Annotated in this window: 21 protein-coding genes and 2 pseudogenes; 6 read left to right on the top strand and 17 right to left on the bottom strand. The window is 70.3% G+C overall.

Annotation, left to right across the window (positions count from 1 at the left end; genetic code table 11):
- Nucleotides 1-141: 141 nt before the first annotated feature.
- From DEIPI_RS0104370 to gap, 8 genes are all read right to left on the bottom strand, one after another.
- A complete protein-coding gene (locus DEIPI_RS0104370) occupies nt 142-588 on the bottom strand; it encodes a type III secretion system chaperone family protein (RefSeq protein ID WP_027480977.1) in 447 nt (148 codons plus the stop codon).
- A 212-nt stretch (nt 589-800) separates the two neighbouring features.
- Nucleotides 801-1331 (bottom strand): septal ring lytic transglycosylase RlpA family protein, encoded by a 531-nt coding sequence (locus DEIPI_RS0104365; RefSeq protein WP_027480976.1) that lies wholly within the window; start codon nt 1329-1331, stop codon nt 801-803.
- A complete protein-coding gene (locus DEIPI_RS0104360; protein ID WP_027480975.1) occupies nt 1328-2386 on the bottom strand; it encodes a M24 family metallopeptidase in 1059 nt (352 codons plus the stop codon). Before DEIPI_RS0104360 ends, DEIPI_RS0104365 begins: the two co-directional genes overlap by 4 nt.
- Before the next feature lie 127 nt (nt 2387-2513).
- Entirely contained in the window at nt 2514-2930 is a 417-nt protein-coding gene (locus tag DEIPI_RS40840; protein ID WP_027480974.1) for a hypothetical protein, read from the bottom strand.
- Nucleotides 2931-3020: 90 nt separating this feature from the next.
- On the bottom strand, nt 3021-3302 hold the full coding sequence (locus DEIPI_RS0104350; RefSeq protein WP_157463456.1) for a hypothetical protein: 282 nt from the start codon (nt 3300-3302) through the stop codon (nt 3021-3023).
- 135 nt (nt 3303-3437) lie between these two features.
- On the bottom strand, nt 3438-4199 hold the full coding sequence (tpiA, locus tag DEIPI_RS0104345) for a triose-phosphate isomerase (RefSeq protein WP_084473949.1): 762 nt from the start codon (nt 4197-4199) through the stop codon (nt 3438-3440).
- A complete protein-coding gene (locus DEIPI_RS0104340; protein WP_027480971.1) occupies nt 4196-5362 on the bottom strand; it encodes a phosphoglycerate kinase in 1167 nt (388 codons plus the stop codon). The genes tpiA and DEIPI_RS0104340 overlap by 4 nt, the downstream gene beginning before the upstream one ends.
- Nucleotides 5363-5541: 179 nt before the next feature.
- Entirely contained in the window at nt 5542-6537 is a 996-nt protein-coding gene (gene gap / locus DEIPI_RS0104335; RefSeq protein WP_027480970.1) for a type I glyceraldehyde-3-phosphate dehydrogenase, read from the bottom strand.
- A 282-nt stretch (nt 6538-6819) separates the two neighbouring features.
- Here gap and DEIPI_RS42055 point away from each other — a divergent pair.
- Nucleotides 6820-7212 (top strand): annotated as a pseudogene (locus tag DEIPI_RS42055) (amino acid kinase family protein); the annotation flags it as partial.
- Here DEIPI_RS42055 and DEIPI_RS42050 read toward each other — a convergent pair.
- Complete coding sequence (locus tag DEIPI_RS42050; RefSeq protein ID WP_342667500.1) at nt 7159-7296, bottom strand: hypothetical protein; 138 nt, start codon at nt 7294-7296, stop codon at nt 7159-7161. The pseudogene DEIPI_RS42055 and the gene DEIPI_RS42050 sit on opposite strands and share 54 nt — an antisense overlap.
- 79 nt (nt 7297-7375) lie before the next feature.
- On the opposite strand from DEIPI_RS42050, the gene DEIPI_RS42045 reads away from it, so the two are divergent.
- Complete coding sequence (locus DEIPI_RS42045; RefSeq protein ID WP_342667499.1) at nt 7376-8218, top strand: aspartate kinase; 843 nt, start codon at nt 7376-7378, stop codon at nt 8216-8218.
- A 75-nt stretch (nt 8219-8293) separates the two neighbouring features.
- Here DEIPI_RS42045 and asnS read toward each other — a convergent pair whose 3' ends face one another.
- The 7 genes from asnS to DEIPI_RS0104295 all read right to left on the bottom strand — a co-directional run bounded on the left by asnS (nt 8294) and on the right by DEIPI_RS0104295 (nt 15234).
- Nucleotides 8294-9628, bottom strand: coding sequence for an asparagine--tRNA ligase (gene asnS / locus DEIPI_RS0104325; protein WP_027480969.1), 1335 nt, complete (start codon nt 9626-9628; stop codon nt 8294-8296).
- A 61-nt stretch (nt 9629-9689) separates the two neighbouring features.
- A complete protein-coding gene (locus tag DEIPI_RS0104320) occupies nt 9690-11546 on the bottom strand; it encodes a hypothetical protein (RefSeq protein ID WP_157463455.1) in 1857 nt (618 codons plus the stop codon).
- A gap of 9 nt (nt 11547-11555) precedes the next feature.
- Nucleotides 11556-12512 carry a PilW family protein gene (locus DEIPI_RS40835; RefSeq protein WP_027480967.1) on the bottom strand — a complete coding sequence of 319 codons (957 nt, stop codon included), beginning with the start codon at nt 12510-12512 and terminating at the stop codon, nt 11556-11558.
- 9 nt (nt 12513-12521) lie between these two features.
- Nucleotides 12522-13490 carry a PilW family protein gene (locus DEIPI_RS0104310; RefSeq protein ID WP_084473948.1) on the bottom strand — a complete coding sequence of 323 codons (969 nt, stop codon included), beginning with the start codon at nt 13488-13490 and terminating at the stop codon, nt 12522-12524.
- Nucleotides 13441-13821, bottom strand: coding sequence for a type II secretion system protein (locus DEIPI_RS0104305; protein ID WP_027480965.1), 381 nt, complete (start codon nt 13819-13821; stop codon nt 13441-13443). Before DEIPI_RS0104305 ends, DEIPI_RS0104310 begins: the two co-directional genes overlap by 50 nt.
- Entirely contained in the window at nt 13818-14330 is a 513-nt protein-coding gene (locus DEIPI_RS37365; RefSeq protein ID WP_027480964.1) for a GspH/FimT family protein, read from the bottom strand. Before DEIPI_RS37365 ends, DEIPI_RS0104305 begins: the two co-directional genes overlap by 4 nt.
- 109 nt (nt 14331-14439) lie before the next feature.
- The gene (locus DEIPI_RS0104295) at nt 14440-15234 is read right to left on the bottom strand and encodes an HAD hydrolase family protein (protein ID WP_027480963.1); all 795 of its coding nucleotides are present in this window, start codon (nt 15232-15234) and stop codon (nt 14440-14442) included.
- Nucleotides 15235-15376: 142 nt separating this feature from the next.
- On the opposite strand from DEIPI_RS0104295, the gene DEIPI_RS0104290 reads away from it, so the two are divergent.
- Entirely contained in the window at nt 15377-15541 is a 165-nt protein-coding gene (locus tag DEIPI_RS0104290) for a hypothetical protein (RefSeq protein WP_157463454.1), read from the top strand.
- Nucleotides 15542-15587: 46 nt separating this feature from the next.
- On the opposite strand, the gene DEIPI_RS0104285 is transcribed toward DEIPI_RS0104290, so the two are convergent.
- Nucleotides 15588-16463 carry a PhzF family phenazine biosynthesis protein gene (locus tag DEIPI_RS0104285; protein WP_027480961.1) on the bottom strand — a complete coding sequence of 292 codons (876 nt, stop codon included), beginning with the start codon at nt 16461-16463 and terminating at the stop codon, nt 15588-15590.
- A 124-nt stretch (nt 16464-16587) separates the two neighbouring features.
- Here DEIPI_RS0104285 and smpB point away from each other — a divergent pair, with 124 nt between their 5' ends.
- The 3 genes and pseudogenes from smpB to DEIPI_RS38945 form a co-directional block, all read left to right on the top strand.
- Nucleotides 16588-17010, top strand: coding sequence for an SsrA-binding protein SmpB (gene smpB, locus DEIPI_RS0104280; RefSeq protein WP_027480960.1), 423 nt, complete (start codon nt 16588-16590; stop codon nt 17008-17010).
- Nucleotides 17007-17843 carry a hypothetical protein gene (locus tag DEIPI_RS28440; RefSeq protein ID WP_052351613.1) on the top strand — a complete coding sequence of 279 codons (837 nt, stop codon included), beginning with the start codon at nt 17007-17009 and terminating at the stop codon, nt 17841-17843. Before smpB ends, DEIPI_RS28440 begins: the two co-directional genes overlap by 4 nt.
- Nucleotides 17824-18040, top strand: a pseudogene (locus DEIPI_RS38945) (N-acetylmuramoyl-L-alanine amidase); the annotation flags it as partial. The gene DEIPI_RS28440 and the pseudogene DEIPI_RS38945, both read left to right, overlap by 20 nt.

Genomic DNA, 18040 nt, shown 5'->3' with positions numbered 1-18040 from the left:
CGCGGCTGGCGGCGAACGTGGACGGCGAGGTGGTGGAGGTCACGCCGCTCGTGTGCCGCGCGCACCGTCAGGGCCTGCGGGTGGTGGTGCCGGATTGAACGGAGCCCCGCGCCGTGCGGCGCGGGGCTCCGTTCGGGGGGTTCAGGCCTGGGGGGTGCTGGGGGTGCCCTCGAGGGTCTGGTAGTCGTCCTGGAAGTGCATCAGGACGCCGCCGAACAGCGTGTCGAACGTGTCCTGCGGGAACTCCATGAGGGTGGGGTAGAAGCCGACGTACTCCAGCCAGACGTTGCCGTCCGCGTCGATGCTGCGGCTGAAGGCGCGCTCGCGGTTGCGGGCGTTGAGGACCTCGAGGACCTCGTTCTTGCGGCCCGCGTACTGCTTCTGGGTGACGCAGGTGATCTCGAGGCGGCTGGTGTTGTTCGGGCCGTCGTTGACGCTGACGAGCACGGCGGCGTCGCCCATCTCGAACTTCCAGCCCATGCGGATGAAGCGCTGGCCGTTCTGTTCCTCGATCTCGAGGATGACTTCCTTGTCGCGCAGGTACTTGGCGACGGTGTCGAGCGTCAGCAGAGCGGTGGTATCGGTCATGGCAATTCCTCCTGATTGGGTTCTTGTTGCGGGCGCACGTTCGCCCCGTGGGGTCGGTGCGTCCGGGAGCGGACCTTGTGTGAAGACCTCACCGGGACCCGAACGATTCTACATGAATCCCGCGCCCGCCCGGGCGGGTGCCGACGCTCCGAGTGTACCCCCGCCGCGTGGCGGGTACCCGGACGCGCGGGCCGGGTTGCTTAACCCTGAACTCAGGGCCGGTCGATGATTTCCAGCACGACGGGCGCGACGCCCTCGCTGATGATCCCGAGGGCGCGCGCGGCGTCCATGGAGAGGTCGATGACGCGTTCGGGCCGTCCGAAGGGGCCGCGGTCGTTGACCTTCACCACGACGGACTTCCCGGTTTTCTGGTGCGTGACCTTCACGAGGGTGCCGAAGGGCAGGTCGAGGTGCGCGGCGGTGAGGCTGGTGGCGGCGTCGGTCTTGCCGCCGTAGTAGACGGCGAGGCCCTTCTGGAAGATCGCGGCGGGCGGGGCGGCCTGCGCGGAGGTGGAAGGGACGGCGGTCGGGGCGGGCGCGGCGTCGTCCTCGGCGAGGACGAGCACCTGCCCGGCGCGCAGGTCGGGCGTGGTGAGCCCGTTGAGGGCCATGAGCTTCTCCACGGTGAGTCCGGCGGCGCGCGCGATGGACCACAGGGTGTCGCCGGGCCGCACGGTGACGCTGGCGGGCGCGGCGCCCGCGACGGACGCGAGCGCGAGCAGGACGAGGGCGGCGCGCTTCACACGCGTTCCTTCTCGGCGCGGGAGAGGACCTCGTGGCCGTCCCCGGTGACGAGGACGAGGTCCTCGATGCGGACGCCGCCGACGCTGGGGACGTACACGCCGGGCTCGATGGTGATGGCCATGCCGGGCCGCAGCACGTCCTCGCTGCTGCCGCTGAGGGTGGGCGCCTCGTGGATGGCGAGGCCGACGCCGTGCCCGAGGGAGTGCGAGAAGTACCCGGCGAGGCCGTGACGTTCGAGGATGCTGCGGGCGAGCACGTCGAGGTCGGCGGCGCGCGCGCCGGGCTTCACGGCGGCGACGCAGGCGTCCTCGGCTTCGAGGACGGCGTCGTAGAGGCGGCGCAGTTCGTCGCTGACCTCGCCGACGGCGACGGTGCGGGTCATGTCGCTGTGGTAGCCGCCGAGGAGGGCGCCCATGTCGATGGTGACGAGTTCGCCTTCGCGGAGGACGCGGTCGGTGGCGCCGCCGTGCGGCATGGCGCCGCGTTCGCCGCTGGCGACGGTGAGGTCGAAGGCGGCGGCGTCCGCGCCGCGTCTGCGCATGGCGATCTCGAGGTCGAGGGCGACGTCGCGTTCGCGGCGTCCGGCGGTGATGGTGGGGCGGACCTCGGCGTAGGCCTCGTCGGCGATCCGTTGCGCCTCGCGGAGCAGGGCGATCTCGGCGTCCGTCTTGACGGCGCGCCTCGCCTCGAGGAGGCCGCGCGTGGGGACGATCTCGACGCCCCAGGCCTCGCGCAGGGCTCCCAGCGCGGTGACGCTGAGGTGGTCGGCCTCGATGCCGACGCGGCCTCCCGCGAACTGCTCCCTGGCGTGCTGGAGGAGCTTCGCCTCGGAGGTGGCGCGGGGCGGCTGGGCGATGTACTGCGGGATGCTGGATTCCTCGGCGGCCTGGACGGTGTAGCGCGCGTCGGTGTAGAGGGTGGCGCCGCCGCGCGTGAGCAGGACGCGGCCGTCGCGGGGACTGCTGAAGCCGCTCACGAGGCGCACGTGCTCGGGCCGCGTGATCCACAGGGCGTCGAGCCCGGCGGCGGTGAGCAGGTCGTCGAATTGTGACATGAGGCGGAGCATAACACGCGTGAAGAAGGTGAGGGAAGCGGGAGAGGTAGGAATTCACGGGCGCGAAGTATCGTGAAAAAAATCACTTGCATTCTCCAACGAAAGGGGCCGCTTGGGCCCCTCCGGCTCAGGACCTTCTCGGCCCGCGCAGCACCCTGCCCAGCAGCATCAGGACGAGCCCGATCAGGACGAGGTTCGTCACCGCGCCGAACAGGCCGCCCACGAAGCTCCCCCCGCCGAACGCGAGGAAGGGCAGGAAGCCGAAGAACGGCAGGAAGAAGCTGAAGCCGCGCGAACGGTACGAGGGCGCGTACCTCGGTGTGTACCGGGGCGTGTACCGCGGTGTGTACCGGGGCGTCGAGCGCGGCGTGCCGAAGATGCCGGTGCTCGGCGCGCGGGTGGAGGGCGCGCGGTACGTGGGCGCGCCGCGGTAGCTTCTGGACCCCCCGAAGCCCCCGCCGCTGCGTCTCGCGGCGTCGGCGAAGCCGCCGAACACGACGAGGACGGCGAGGAGGAGGGGCAGGACGATTCGTCTCACGCTCATCCCTACGAGTCTGAGCCTCGCGGAGTTCCCGGGCGTGAGCGCGGACGGAACGGGCCTGAAGAGGTCGTGGACGCTCTCGACAGGCGCTCCTCACGCGGAGGTCAGCGCGCCCAGCAGGCCGAGCGTGGCGCCCAGCAGCACGCCCGACGTGGCGTAGAATCCCGCGCGGGGCGCGGCGCCCTGACCGCGTTCCCAGAGGTAAGCCGCGAGCGTGAAGCCCGCGGCGACCAGCCCGGCGGCGTACATGAGGGTGGTCCCGGCGAGCACGGTCGTCGCGAGGGTCACGCCGAAGGTCCCGCCGAGCCCGAGCAGGGCGCCGCGGGCGATCTCGTGTCGTACCGACGTGGGAAGGGAGCGTCCGGTCCAGAGCATGAGGTCCTCCTTGATGACCTCATCGTCCCCGCGTCCGCCCGGGCGCACGAAGGATTCTTCACGAAGTCGCGCGCGCCCCGTGAGGAAGCCGACAGAAAAAGGGGCGGCCCTCGCCGCCCCCGCCCCGCACGCGCTTCAGGCGAGCGCGGCGAGCATCCCCAGGACGCTCCCGAGCTGCAGGCTCGCGCCGCCCACGAGGGCGCCGTTCACGTTCGGACCGTCCATGATCTCGCGGACGTTGTCGGGCTTCACGCTGCCGCCGTACAGCACGCGCACGCTCCCGGCAGCGTCCGGGTAGAGCTCCGCGAGCACCCCGCGGATGGCGGCGGCCATCTCCTCCGCGTCGGCGCTCGTGGCGGTGCGGCCCGTCCCGATCGCCCAGACCGGCTCGTACGCGATCACGAGCGTGGTGGGGTCCGTGAAGCTCACGCCCGTGAGGCTCGCCCGCAGCTGATCGAGCGTGTATGTCACGTGACGGCCCGCCTCGCGTTCCGGGAGGCGTTCCCCGACGCACACGATGGGCCGCAGACCCGCCGTGAGCGCCGCGCGCGCCTTGGCCGCCACGACCTCGTCCGTCTCACCGTGATACTCGCGTCGCTCGCTGTGCCCGACGATCACGTACGTCGCGCCGACGTCCGCGAGCATCGCGGCGCTGATCTCGCCCGTGTACGCGCCCGACGCGTGCGCGCTCACGTCCTGCGCGCCGAACGCCGCGCCCGACCCGTACAGTTCCGCCGCGACGAGCGGCAGAGCCACGGCGGGCGCGAGGATCGCGAGCTCCACGTCCGTCGGGGGCATCTCCTCCTGCAGGCTCTTCGCCCAGGCGCCCGCCTCGGAGGGCGTCTTGTTCATCTTCCAGTTCAGCGCGAGCAGCGCGCGCGGCTTCGAGGCGGTCACTTCATCGCCTCCACGCCCGGCAGCGCCTGCCCTTCGAGGAGTTCCAGGCTCGCGCCGCCGCCCGTCGAGATGTGCGACACGCGGTCCGCCTGACCGCTGCGGTTGATGGCGCTGACGCTGTCCCCGCCGCCGATGACGGTGTACGCGCCCTCCAGGCCCGCGACGGCCGCCGCGACGGCGTTCGTGCCGCCCGCGAACTTCTCGAACTCGAACACGCCCATCGGCCCGTTCCAGAACACCGTCTTCGCGTCCTGCAGCGCGGCGGCGTACCGTTCACGCGTGGCGGGCCCGATGTCGAGGCCCTGCCAGCCGTCCGGGATCTCGTCGATCGGCACGACCTTCGTGTCGGCGTCCTCCGCGAAGCGGTCGGCCGCGACGACGTCCGTGGGCAGCTCGATCTTGCCCGCGAACTCCTCCATGAGGCGCCTGGCGAGGTCCAGCTGGTCGTCCTCGTGGATGCTCTCGCCGATGCGGCCCCCGCGCGCCTTCACGAAGGTGTACGCCATCCCGCCGCCGATGAGGAGCTTGTCCACGCGCGGTAGCAGGTTCTCGATGACCTTGATCTTGTCGCTGACCTTCGCCCCGCCGACGATCACGACGTACGGCCGCTCCGGGCTCTCCAGCAGCCGGCCGAGCGCGCGCACCTCCTTCTCCATCAGGAAGCCCGCCGCGTGCGGCAGCAGGGCCGCCACGCCCGACACGCTCGCGTGCGCGCGGTGCGCGGAGCCGAACGCGTCGAGGACGAACGCGTCCCCGAGCGCCGCGAGCCGGCGCGCCAGCTCGGGGTCGTTCTTCTCCTCGCCGGGCTCGAAGCGCACGTTCTCCAGTAGCGCCACCTCGCCGGGCTTCAGGTCCGAGAGGGCCTCCGCCGCCTCGGGCGAGCCGGGGTTGTCCCGCACGTACCGCACGTCGCGCTGCAGCAGCGCCGCGAGGACCTCCACGACGGGCGCGAGGCGGTACTTGTCCTCCGGGCCGCCCTTGGGCCGGCCGAGGTGACTCATCAGGATGACGGCGGCGCCCTCGTCGAGGAGCGTGTCGATGGTGGGGAGGCTCGCGTCGACGCGCGTCGCGTCCTGCACGACACCGTCCTTGATGGGTACGTTGTAGTCCACGCGCACCAGCACGCGCTTGTTCTTGACTTCGAGGTCCTTGAGCGTCTTCATGTGTGCCTCCTGCGGTGGCAGCGATCAGCGATCAGCGATCAGCTGTCAGCCGTCAGTGAAAGTGGGAAGGCCAAAGGAAGGCGCGTGGCCGGTCCCTGCGACGAGGAGACGACGGCCACGCGCTCCGGGCGCGGTCAGCGGTCAACTGACGACTGAAGGCTGACCGCTGACGGCTCTCCTCACACGCCCTTGCTGTCGACGAGCTGCACGAGGTCCGCGATGCGGTTGCTGTAGCCCCACTCGTTGTCGTACCAGCTGAAGAACTTCACGAGGTTGCCCATCGCCATGGTGAGACCGCCGTCGATGATGGCGCTGTGCGGGTCGCCCTGGATGTCCGAGAGCACGATCGGATCCTCGGTGTACGCGATGATGCCCTTGTGGCTGCCCTCGGCCGCCTGGCGGAAGGCCGCGTTGACCTCGTCGACGGTCACGTCGCGCTTGAGGATCACGACGACGTCGCTGATCGAGCCCGTCGGGGTGGGCACGCGCAGGCTCGTCCCGTCGAACTTGCCCTTCAGGGAGGGCAGCACCTGCGACACGGCCTTCGCGGCGCCCGTGCTGGTCGGGATGATGTTCACGGCGGCGGCGCGGGCGCGGCGCAGGTCCTTGTGCGGCAGGTCGAGGACGCGCTGGTCGTTCGTGTACGAGTGCACCGTCGTCATGATGGCCTTCTCGATGCCGAAGGTGTCCTCCAGGATCTTCATGGGCGCGCCGAGGCTGTTGGTGGTGCACGACGCGTTGCTGATGATGTGGTGGTTGGCGGGGTCGTAGTCCTGCTCGTTCACGCCGAGCACCACCGCGAAGTCCTCGTTCTTGGCGGGCGCGGTGATGATGACCTTCTTCGCGCCGCCCTGGATGTGCTTGCTGACGCTCTCGCGGTCCGTGAAGATGCCGGTCGACTCGATCACGACGTCCGCGCCGAGCTCGCCCCAGGGAATCGCGGCGGGATCGCGTTCCGCGAGGGCGCGGATGCGCTGCCCGTTCACGGTGAGGCTCTCCTCGTCGTACTCGACGGTGCCGTCGAAGCGCCCGAAGTTGCTGTCGTACTTCAGCAGGGTCGCGAGGGTCTTGTTGTCCGTGAGGTCGTTGATCGCCACGACCTCGACGCCACGGCTGACGAGAATGCGGAACACGAGGCGACCGATGCGCCCGAACCCGTTGATGCCTACCTTCATAACGTCCTCCAAATGCGGCTCGATTGCGGGCCGGACCCGACCTGAGTCGGCCGGGCGGCCTGACGCGGCCTCATCTTAACGCGAGGGGGCGGGCGCACCTCAAGACCGTGAAGAAACTGCGGCGCCGGATCCGGGTGCGGCGCCGCACGAGGTGCCTCGGCGGTCCTTTCCTGCCCGCGCGCCCCTGCTACGATGAGCGCCATGCCCACGACGCGTGGGTGACTTCCGGGAGGTGCTCGTGCGAGACGGCGTGACGGTGAGGTGGTCCTCGTGACCGTGGTGATGAAGTTCGGCGGTTCCCTGATGGGCTCCGTGGAGGCGATCGAGCGTTCGGCGGGCCTCGTGGCGCGCACCGTGAACGCCGGGGAGGACGTCGTCGTGGCGGTCAGCGCGATGTTCGGCGTGACGGACCAGCTCCTCGCGGTCGCCGCGCGCGCCGAACGCGGCGACGTGGCGGGCGCCCTCGACGACGTCATGGCGATCCGCTCGCGGCACCTCACGACCGCCGAGGCGCTCGGCGGCGGCGCGGGCTCCGACGTCGGTCAGGAGCTGCGTGAGCTGACGGAGCTGCTGCGCGGCACCGTCACGGGCGTGGGCCTCCTGCGCGAGCTCAGCGCGCGCTCACATGACCTGATCGTCTCCTTCGGGGAGCGCCTGTCCGCGCCGCTGATGGCGCTCGCGCTCGAACGGCTCGGGCTGCGCGCGCATCACCTCGACGGGGGCGCGGCGGGCATCGTCACGGACGCCCGCTTCGGGCACGCGAAGCCCCTCGACGTGGCGCCGAGGCCTGATCCGCGAGCGGCTCGGCGGGCTGTCCGGGGCGGGCATCACGCCGGTCGTGGCGGGGTTCGTCGGGCAGACCGAGGACGGCGTCGTCACGACGCTCGGGCGCGGCGGCACCGATTACACCGCCACCATCGTCGGCGCGGCGATCGGCGCGCGCGAGGTGTGGACGTGGAAGGACGTGGACGGCGTGATGAGCGCCGACCCGCGGCTCGTGCCGGACGCGCGCAACCTCGCGCAGCTCAGCTACGCCGAGGTGATGGAGCTCGCGTACTTCGGCGCGAAGGTGCTGCATCCGCTCGCGGTGACGCCGCTGCGCGAGAGCGGCATTCCGCTGCGCGTGAAGGGCGCCGCCACCCCGGACGATCCGGGCACCCTCATCGTCGCGGACGCCCTGACGGAGCCGGGGCATCCCGTGAAGGCCGTCACGGCCATCCGCAGGCTCAGCGTCGTCACGGTGGAGGGCGCGGGCATGGTGGGCGTGCCGGACGTGATGAGCGACATCTTCACGGTCCTCGCGCGGGAGGACGTGAACGTCCACATGATCTCGCAGGGCAACTCGCAGGCGAACGTGTCGCTCGTGGTGAGCTCCGCCGACGCGCCGCGCGTGCGGGAGATCCTGGCGCGGGCATTCACGGCGGGCGGCTTCGTCCGCGACATCGAGGTGCATCCGTCGGTGGCGGTCGTCGCGATCGTCGGGGAGGGCATGCGCGGCACGCGCGGCGTCGCGGCGCGCCTGTTCACGGCCCTCGCGGGCGCGGGCGTGAACATCCTGATGATCGCGCAGGGCAGCAGCGAGCTCAACATCAGCCTCGCCATCGAGGATGCCGACACGGAAGCCGCCGTGAAGGCCGCGCACGACGCGTTCGACCTCGGCGTGGAGCGGGCGAGGGCGTAGAGTGCCCGGCCCGCGTGAGCGGGCGGAGCGAGCAGGCACGAGGAGGCGGCCCGCCGGAGCGGCGGGCCGGGCAGTTCACGGCGTCATGCGGGTCAGCATGCGCGGGAACGGGATGGCCTCGCGCAGGTGGTCGATGCCGGTGATCCACGCGACGAGCCTCTCCAGCCCGAGGCCGAAGCCCGCGTGGGGCACGCTGCCGTAGCGGCGCAGGTCGAGGTACCACTCGAAGGCCTCCATGGGCAGGTCGTGCTCCTCGATGCGCCGCCGCAGCAGGTCGTAGTCGTGGATGCGCTCCGAGCCGCCGATGATCTCGCCGTACCCTTCGGGGGCGATCATGTCGTCGCACAGCGCCACGCGCGGGTCCTGAGGGTCGGGCTGCATGTAGAACGCCTTGATCGCGGCGGGGTAGCGTTCGATGATGACGGGCCGGTCGAACTGCGCGCCGATGATCGTCTCGTGCGGCGCGCCGAAGTCGTCGCCCCACTCCACGGGCTGCGTGTCGGCGGGGACGTTCTCGGGGAGGTTTCCGCTCGCGATGACGCGGCGCAGCAGGTCGAGCGCGTCGGTGTACGTGACGCGGGGGAAGTTCCCCTCGCTCGCGGGGCGCAGCTTCTCCACGTCGCGCTCCAGGACGCGCAGTTCCTCCGCGTGCCGCTCCAGCACGCGCCGCACGACGAAGCTGATCATGCGTTCCTGCAGGGCCATGTTCTCGTCGTGCGTGCTGGGCGCCACCTCGGGTTCGATCATCCAGAACTCCAGCAGGTGACGGCGCGTCTTGCTCTTCTCCGCGCGGAAGGTGGGGCCGAAGGTGTAGACCTTCCCGAACGACAGCGCGCCCGCCTCGGCGTACAGCTGCCCGCTCTGCGAGAGGTACGCCTTGTCCTCGCCGAACAGGTCGATCTCGAAGAGGTTGGTGGTGCCCTCGGCGGCGTTCGGGGTGAAGAACGGCGCGTCGAAGCGGATGAAGCCCTCCTCGTGGAAGAAGTCCGTCAGGGCGCGCTGCACGGCGTCACGGACACGCAGGATCGCCCAGGGGCGGCGGTGGCGGACGTGCAGGTGACGACGGTCGAGGAGGAAGTCGATGCCGTGCTCCTTCGGGGTGATGGGGTACTCGCCCTGTCCCTCGGCGCCCACGACGAGGTCCCGCACGGCGAGCTCCACGCCGCCGGGCGCGCGGTCGTCGGCGCGCACGACGCCCGTGACGCGCACGGCCTGCTCCTGCGAGAGGCGGCGCGCGGCCTCGAAGACGTCCTCCGTGACGTCGTTCTTGAAGACGGTCGCCTGCGCGAAGCCCGTGCCGTCGCGCAGCTTGAGGAAGTGCAGCTTGCCCTTGCTGCTCTTGTCGGTGAGCCACGCGTCGAGCGTGACGGTCTCGTCGATGTGCTTCCCGAGGTCTCGGATGAACGCCATAGCGGTGATTATGGCCCACGAGTGGCCCGCGCGTCACGCGACGGGCCCCGGCGTCCCGTCCTCAGCGGTTGTAGGTGCGTTCGAGGTCCTCGACGCGGACGTAGGTGGTGACGGGCGTGATGGGGGGCAGGCCGCTGGGCGTGCTGAAGCGGTCGTCGAAGTTGAAGAAGCGTCTGGGGACGCTGTAGTACGCCTGCGTGGGGTCGTTCCAGCGTGCGGATTCGCTGCCGGGATCCCAGTAGCGGAAGGCGCTGCCGGTCGTCCTGGGTTCGCCGAGGGAGACCATGCTGCCGGTCCAGTGGAAGTCCTTGCCGCGCCAGTCCTCGAGCAGCCGGATGAAGTTCTGCTGGTGACCGCTGTTCCAGTACGGCCGGGAGTCGGCGATGTTGGCCATGACGGCGAAGTTGTAGTAGCTGGTGACGGCGGGGCGGTTCTCGACCTTCTGCGCGCTTCGACTGTCGAGCCAGTTCCCGGTGAGCACGGTGAGCGTGTCGGCCATGAAGGCGCTGGGGCGCGGGTTGTTGATGTTCCAGTCGCCGTAGACGTACATCTTCTGGTTCGTGACGACGGTGAGGCCGCGGATGCCGGGCGCGTCGTTCGCGCTGCCGTTCGTCCAGAGCCAGAAGCCGTTGCGGACGCGGACGGCGTAGTTGTTGAGCCTGTCGCTGTCGGGACCCTCGACGCTGAAGTACCAGACGAGGCCGCCGTCGGTGTCGTCGTCGAGCGGGGCGACGCTGCCCTTCATCGTCGTGTGCATGCAGGTGAGGAGGTTGCGCGCGTCCACCTCGACGGTGGCCATGTACTTCGCCTCGCGTCCGTCGTAGAAGCCGGGCGCCTGATCCCGGGTCCACCACACGGTCGGGGAGGAGGCGTTGCAGTTCTGCAGGGCGGTGGTGAGCGCCTGGTTGGTGGTGTTGTCGGCGTTGCGGACCTCGATCTTGGCGTTGCCGCTGTTTCCGCGGATGTCGGCCACGATCCGCAAGTCGGCGGCGTCCCAGCCGCGGTTGCCCGGGCCGAAGCCCGTGTAGTCCGGGACGGGCGCGGTGACCACGGCCCGATTTCCGGTGACGCGTCCGTTCCAGGTGGTGCGCAGGACGTTCTCGGGGATGGCGCTCGGGTTGTAGCAGTCGGCGGGAGTGTACTCGCTGGGCAGCCAGCGGTACGTCCAGCCGTCGTAGATCTGAGCGCCGCCGCAGGTGATGGTGGAGCCCTGGCTCGGGATGATGCCGCCGTAGCCGTTGACGGCCTTCTGTCCGCGGTAGACCCCTTGCGACGCGGTCACGTAGCTGTTGAAGCGCAGCTTGCCGTCGTTGGAGTTGAGGTACAGGCGGCCGTTCGTGTGGATGGGCCCGTTGATGGTGGACCCCGAGCCGGGGGAGTACTCGAGGTCGCGTTCGAAGTACGCGTTGAACTGGAAGAGCGGAATCTCGCGCAGCTTGAGGCGCGCGCCGACGATCGCCTCGACCGTGCCGTCGCTGTTCACGGCGCGGGACCGGACGACGTAGCGCCGCTCGAAGTTGAAGAGCCCGCCGAAGGGCTGGTTGGCGGGGATGCGCAGTCCCGTCCTGGCCGCCACTTCCGGCACGAGGTACGTGTGGACGGTCCGTCCGTTGAAGGTGTAGGTCTGGCAGGCGAAGTCCCGCGTGCCGACGTTGTTGCCGGTGCAGGGGGGCGTACCGCTCGTCTCGTCCACGGGGGTGCCTTCGGGCGCGGGTTTGGACTTGAGGACGGGCACGAGCAGGGGCGCGCGGACGGCGAGGCCTGCCTCGGCGGCGAGGGTGCCGGTGGCGCTGCGGTTGATCGCGCGGTTCGTCTGGATGTCGTTGCGGGTGGTGAGGAAGTAGCCCGTGGAGAGCAGGCCGAGGAGGATGACGAGCAGGACGCTCGTCATGAGGATGTATCCGTCTGTGTTCTTCATGGTTGGCCTCTACTCGTTGGGAGTGCGGGGAGCGAAGATGTCGGACAGCGCGCGCGTGCTGGTGCGGTTCCTGAGGGTGGCCGCGCCCGTGACGGTGACGCGCAGACCCAGCAGGGACCGGTACGTGACGTTCGTCATGCGGAAGCCGTTCATGACGGTGCCGTCCGTGAGCAGCGCGGCGGCGTCGAAACTCTCGACGCCCGCCGCGACGGTCTGGGCGGGGCCGCCGTTCAGGGTCATGACGAGGTCGCCGTTCTGGAGGAAGAAGCGGCGTTCCTCCACCACGCTGACCGTGATGGGGTTGGCGTAGGTGGGGTAGTACGTGAATTTCGCGCCGGCGCGGGTGGTGATGCCGTACCAGCGGCCGTTCGGGTCGAATCTCTCCTCGTCGAAGTACGTGAGGGTGTCGGTGTTCCCCGTGGACGGCTCGAAGATCAGGATCCGCAGGGTCTTCTGGGCCCACTGGTCGGGCACGCCCGTGGCGAGGCGGGCGGCGCGCCACAGGTCGACGAGGTCGTCGTAGCCGTTGCCGTCGTTGTCGCCGGAGGCGGCGCAGGCCTGAGGGAGGTTCTGCACGTCGCCGCGGACCCCGAGCGTCACATAGCGCTCCCAGCCCGCCGTGATGTTCCCGCAGAGCAGTCCCGGTGCGTCCACGAGCCCGCGTCGGACGATGAGGATGTCGGTATCGCGACTGCCGGTGCGTCCGTCGATGACCTCGACGGACGCGGCGGGTTTGCTCATGAGGTGTCCGGCGTCGCGGAGTTCCAGGCCGACGTACTCGAGGGTGGAGCGCAGGTTCTGCTCGTTGGCGCCGCGCACCTGATCGGAGTACAGCGTGTCACGGGTACCGACGCCGATGCCGAACGCGGCGCCGAGGACGACCGCGCCGACGGCGAGCGCGACGAGCGTCTCCGTGAGGGTGAAGCCCTGGGTGCGACGCGCGCGCGAGGGTGAGCTTCGGTGCATCGGCGGCCTCTACTCGTTGGGGGTGCGGGGAGTGAAGGTGTTGGACATGACGCCCGTGCTGCTCCTGCCCTTGAGCTTCGCGGTGGCACGCACGGTGATCCTGACGCCCTCCAGCGCGCCGGAGTTCCTGCTGGTCATGCGGAAGCCGTTCATGACGGTGCCGTCCGTGAGCAGCGCGGCGGCGTCGAAGCTCTCGACGCCCGCCGCGACGGTCTGGGCGGGGCCGCCGTTCAGGGTCATGACGAGGTCGCCGTTCTGGAGGAAGAAACGGCGTTCCTCCACCACGCTGACCGTGATGGGGTTGTTGAACCTCGGGTAGTACTGGAAGCGGGCGCCGGCGCGGGTGGTGATGCCGACCCAGCGGTCGGTGGGCGCGGCCTTCTCCTCGTCGAAGTACGTGAGGGTGTCGCTGTTGCCGGTGGAGGGCTCGTAGATCAGGATCTGCAGGGTCCTGGCGTCGCCGCCTCTCGGGACGCCGTTCGTGAGGCGGTAGTTGCGCCACAGGTCGATGAGGTCGTCGTAACCGCTGCCGTCGTTGTCTCCGGTCGTGACGCAGTCCAGTGGAAGGTCCTGCGGGTCGCCGCGGACCCCGAGCGTCACGTAGCGCTCCCAGCCCGCCGTGATGTTCCCGCAGAGCTTCGCGGGGGCGTCGACGAGGGACCGTCTCAGGATGAGGGTGTCGGTGTCGCGACTGCCGGTACGTCCGTCGATGACCTCGACGGACGCGGCGGGTTTGCTCATGAGGTGTCCGGCGTCGCGGAGTTCCAGGCCGACGTATTCGAGGGTGGAGCGCAGGTTCTGTTCGTTGGCGCCGCGCGACTGATCCGCGAAGACGGTGTCGCGGGTGCCCATGCCGACGCCGAACGCGGCGCCGAGGACGACCGCGCCGACGGCGAGCGCGACGAGCGTCTCCGTGAGGGTGAAGCCGTCACTGGATGATGCTGACGACCGTCTCGACGCTGTAGAGCCTCCTGCCATTCTCGTTCACCTCCAGCTTCAGGTGCCTGCTGGTGGCGGGCGCGCAGAAGGTCGGGTTGGAGCAGTACGTGACGGTGACGTCGTAGTTCCGTCCGTTGAGGGTGAGGCGGCGGACCTGGAGGTCCTTCATCGGCAGGGTCGGGATGCCGCTCGCGACGAGCGCCTGGACGGTGGTGCGGGCGGCGGAGACGGCGTCGCGGCGGATGCGTTCACCGTTGTTGACGGTGAGCATCCCGGTGATGCCGGGCACGAGACTGCTGACGACGATGCCGATCACGGCGAGGGCGAGCATCGCCTCGACGAGGGTGAAGCCTTGCGTGGTCCTGTTCATGTCCTGATCCTCACGCTCCCGATGAGCATCACCTCGACCGTGCGGGACCGCGAGCCCCGGGTCAGGAGGAAGTTGGCGTTGCTGTCCGCCCGGCCGCGGCTGTCGAAGCACACCCGTACGGTGGTGACGTTGCTGCTCGGCGGCACGAACTTCACGGCGTTCTTGAAGGTCAGGTTGAGGTTCGTGACGGAGGTCCATTCGTTCGCGGGTCTCGTGCAGTCGCGCGCCGTGAGGACGGTCGCGCTGCCGGGACGGACCTCCACGCGGACGGCGCCGGTGGTGGAGAGGGCGCGCGCGCGGGCGCCCTGCAGGAGGCCGGCCAGTTCGAGCGCCTCGTCGTCGAGGGGAGCGGTGAGGCGTTCGAACCCGAGGACGCCGACGGCGGCCATGAGGGCGACGACGACGATCACGACGAGGAACTCCACGACGCTCACGCCCGCACGGGACGCGTGCGGGCGCGTCCCGTGCGGGCGTGGCGGTCGGGCGGGACCGGCGGGCGTGCTCTTCATGGGATCAGGATGCTGGGGCCGCCCGGCGGGTCCGAAGGTTTTTTCACTTCACGTGACGCGCACCTGTGGCTTCACGCACAGTCATGTCACGTGAGCGTGACGAGCGTCGTTACAGCGTGAGGGCGAGGTCGAGCGCCTCGACGAGGCCGAGGTCGTCGACGTGCCCGACGTGCCGCGTGGCGGCCGCGCGCGCCTCCGCGTCGGCGTTGCCCATCGCGACGCCGAAGCCGACGGCGCGCATGGCGACGGCGTCGTTGTGCCCGTCGCCGACCATCATGACGCGCGCGGCGTCCACGCCGTAGGTCCGCGCGACGCCGAGCACGGCGCTGGCCTTGTCCACGCCGGGCCGCGTGAGGCTCACGAACATCGTGTCGGGCATGACGGGCGACCCGGCGGGGGAGACGCTGAGGCCGAGGGTGTCCTGCTCGCCGAGCGTCCCGGCGTCCTCGTGGGAGAGGACCCACTGGGCGCGGACGACGCGCCCCTGGAGGCTCGGCAGGTCCCGCGTGCGGAAGGGCACGCCGAGCAGCTCGGCGTGCCGGCGGGCGCGGTCCACGCCGAGCTCCACGGCGTAGTCGTCGTCGGTGTAGAGCTCCAGGACGCGTCCGGTGAGGCGCGCGCGCTCCACGAGCGCGGGCACCGCGCCCGCCGGGAGGGCGGCGCTCTCGGACTCGTGCGTCCGCACGTTCACGACGCTCGCGCCGTTCTGGAAGACGTGCCAGCCGTCGGGGTCGAGCCGCTCGGCGTACGCGCGCGCCCGCCCGAAGGCGGGCCGTCCGCTGCACAGTGCGAGCCGCACACCTGCCTCCCGCACGCGCTCGGCGGCGTCCCACACTTCCTCGCGGACCTCTCCGCTGCTGCCCACGAGCGTTCCGTCCACGTCGATACAGACCAGTCCAAGCATGCCTGGCAGTCTACAGGTGCGGGGACACCGCGAGGCGCTTCGGGAGCCTGATAACGTGAGGACGTTCGTTTGTACTTGGAGAACGATGAATATGAATCTATTTCGTCGGGTCAGAGTGACCCCGAACGATCATAAGCTGGCCGTGGATGGCCTTCAGGAAGTCCGTGGCGTCAAGCCCACGGACGGGATCAAGACCGACGCGGTCCTCAAGCGGCCCGCCGGCACCGAGACCGGTGACGGCGGATATGACGAGGGCGAGGCCGTGGAGGACTTCATGGCCGATCCTTCCAACTGGATCACCAAATAGTCGATTTCCGTCGGGAACGCGGGCGCCTTCGTCCGCGTTCCCTTCCTTACATCTTCCCTTCGCGTTCGACGATGGCGCAGCCGCCGACGCGGATGACGTGGGGGCGGTCGCCGCGCAGGGTGACCTCGACGCAGACCTCGCCGGGCGTGCCGAGGGCGTGGCCCTGCTGGAGGTAGCCGACGGCGAGGTCGCCGCGCCTCGGGATGGCGCCGGTGGCGGCGAGCATGGCGATGAGCGCGCCGCCGCTCGATCCGGTGACGGGGTCCTCGGGGATGCCGACGGCGGGGGCGAAGTCGCGGGCGTAGAAGGTCTTGGGGCTGGTGGGCGCGTAGACGTAGAGGCTGGTGACGTCGAGGTCGTGGCTGAGGGCGGTGATGGCGGCGTGGTCGGGTTCGACGGCGTCCACGACGAAGGTGTCGACGACGGGCACGAAGGTGCTCCACAGGCCGGTGCTGGCGCTGACGAGGGGGAGGCCGCGGTGGAGGAGGCGTTCGTCGATGCCGAGCGCGCCCGCGATGCGGGCGCGCAGGGCGCGGTCCACGGGGCGCAGTTCGAGGTCCTTCTGACGCATCCAGACGCGGCGGGGCGCGCCGGAGTCGAGTTCGAGGTCGAGGTCGATGCGGCCGACCATCGTTTCGAGGGTGAGGGTGCCGCCGCGCCAGTGGCCGCGCTGCGCGAGGACGAGGCCGAGCGCGACGGTGGCGTGCCCGCAGAAGTCGATCTCCTGGGTGGGGGTGAAGTAGCGGACCCAGGCGGTGTCGCCGTGGGTGGCGGTGACGAAGACGGTCTCGGGAACGCCGAGGGTGCTGGCGATGGCCTGCATGGTGTCCGCGTCGAGGCCGGAGGCGTCGAGGACGACGCCGGCCTGGTTGCCGTGCCCGGGCGTCTCGGTGAAGGCGCTGACCTGGCTGTAGGCGATCATGGTGTCCTGAGGGTAGCGCATCGTCCGGGAGAGGTGTGAGGTGGGTACGTCTTCTTTCACGCGCCGCAATTATCGTGAAATCATTCACTTATCCTCCTGCGTCCGGTGTTGCTACAATGCGCGCGTGTATACGAATCGGCGCGCTCATTTCGAATACGAACTGCTGGAGCGCTTCGAGGCCGGCATCGCCCTGACGGGCAGCGAGGTCAAGAGCGTCCGTGCGGGCGGCGTGGACTTCCGGGACGCCTTCGCGCGCGTGACGGGTGGCAACGTGGAGCTCGAGGGGTTGTACATCCCTCCGTACAAGGAGGCGTCGTACAACAATCACGAGCCTCGCCGGACGCGGCGCCTGCTGCTCAACCGCGAGGAGATCACGAAGATCTCGCGCGCGCTGACGCAGAAGGGCCTGACGCTGGTGCCGGTCCGCCTGTACGTCAAGGGCGGCCGCTTCAAGGTCGAGGTGGCGGTCGCGCGCGGCAAGAAGCTGCACGACAAGCGCCGCGCGGATCAGGAGCGCGAGGCTCGCCGGGAGATGCGCGAAGCATGAAGGTGCGCCGTTCGTTCTGGTTGGCGCTGTCGGCGGGGGTGCTGGTGGGCCTGGCGGGCGCGCAGCTGTCGTTCTCGCGCCTGAGCGTGTTCGGAAAGGACGCGCAGAGCGTCGTCGTGGCGGGCGCGGAGTTCGCGCGGGCGGACGTGCTGGGCGGGCAGCTCAGCGTGTCGCGCGAGGGGGACGTGGTGCGCGTGGAGGGCTTCGGTCGGGTGCTGCTGCTGCCGCTGGACCGTGATCAGCAGCGCGCCGCGTCGGACTTCAACACGGTGCAGCTCGGGGTGGAGCGGGTGCGGGCGCGCACGGCGACGCTGATCAACGAGAAGGTGTACGTGCCCGTCGATACGCTGGCTCGCGGGCTGGGCGCGCAGTACTCGCCGGGGAAGCTGTCGCTGCCGGAGGCGCGCGTGACGGGCGTGTCGAGCCGCGCGGGCCGGGACGCGGACCGGGTGGTGCTGGACCTGAACCGCGACGTGCGCTTCAGCACGCGCCTCACCGCGTCGGGGGTGGAGGTGCGGCTGCCGGGCACGCGTGCGGACGCTCGGAACTACTCGACGCGGGGCGCTTTCCTGCCGCGCGTGTCGGTCCGGCAGGACGGCACGGACGTGGTGTTGAGCGCGCCGCTGGACGTCCGCAGCGGCTACCGGGTGTTCCGGGTGCAGCGTGGGGACGTGGTGCGGCTCGTGCTGGACGCGGGCCCGGGCGTGCCGCGTGTGTCGGCGGCGTTGCGTGACCGCGTCCGGGCGCCGCTGATCGTGCTGGATCCGGGCGGCGCTCGCGACACGGACCGCGTGGGGGACGTGGCATCTGGAGGTGGCGCGCCAAGCGGGTGATCTGCTGACGCGCGCGGGCTGGCGGGTGCGGCTGACCCGTTCGGGTCGCGGCGCGGCGACGCTGGAGGAACGGGAGGACCTCGCGCGGATGAGTGACGTGTTCGTGAGTCTGGACGTGTCGCGCGTGCCGGGCTCCACGGCGCGTGGCCTGACGCTGTACGAGGGGCGCGGCACGTCGGGGCTGGCCCTCACGGACG

The organism is Deinococcus pimensis DSM 21231 (genome assembly GCF_000519345.1).
Classification (GTDB): domain Bacteria; phylum Deinococcota; class Deinococci; order Deinococcales; family Deinococcaceae; genus Deinococcus_A; species Deinococcus_A pimensis.
Note: the sequence above shows the minus strand (reverse complement) of the source record. Positions and strands in the feature narration are given on the sequence as shown.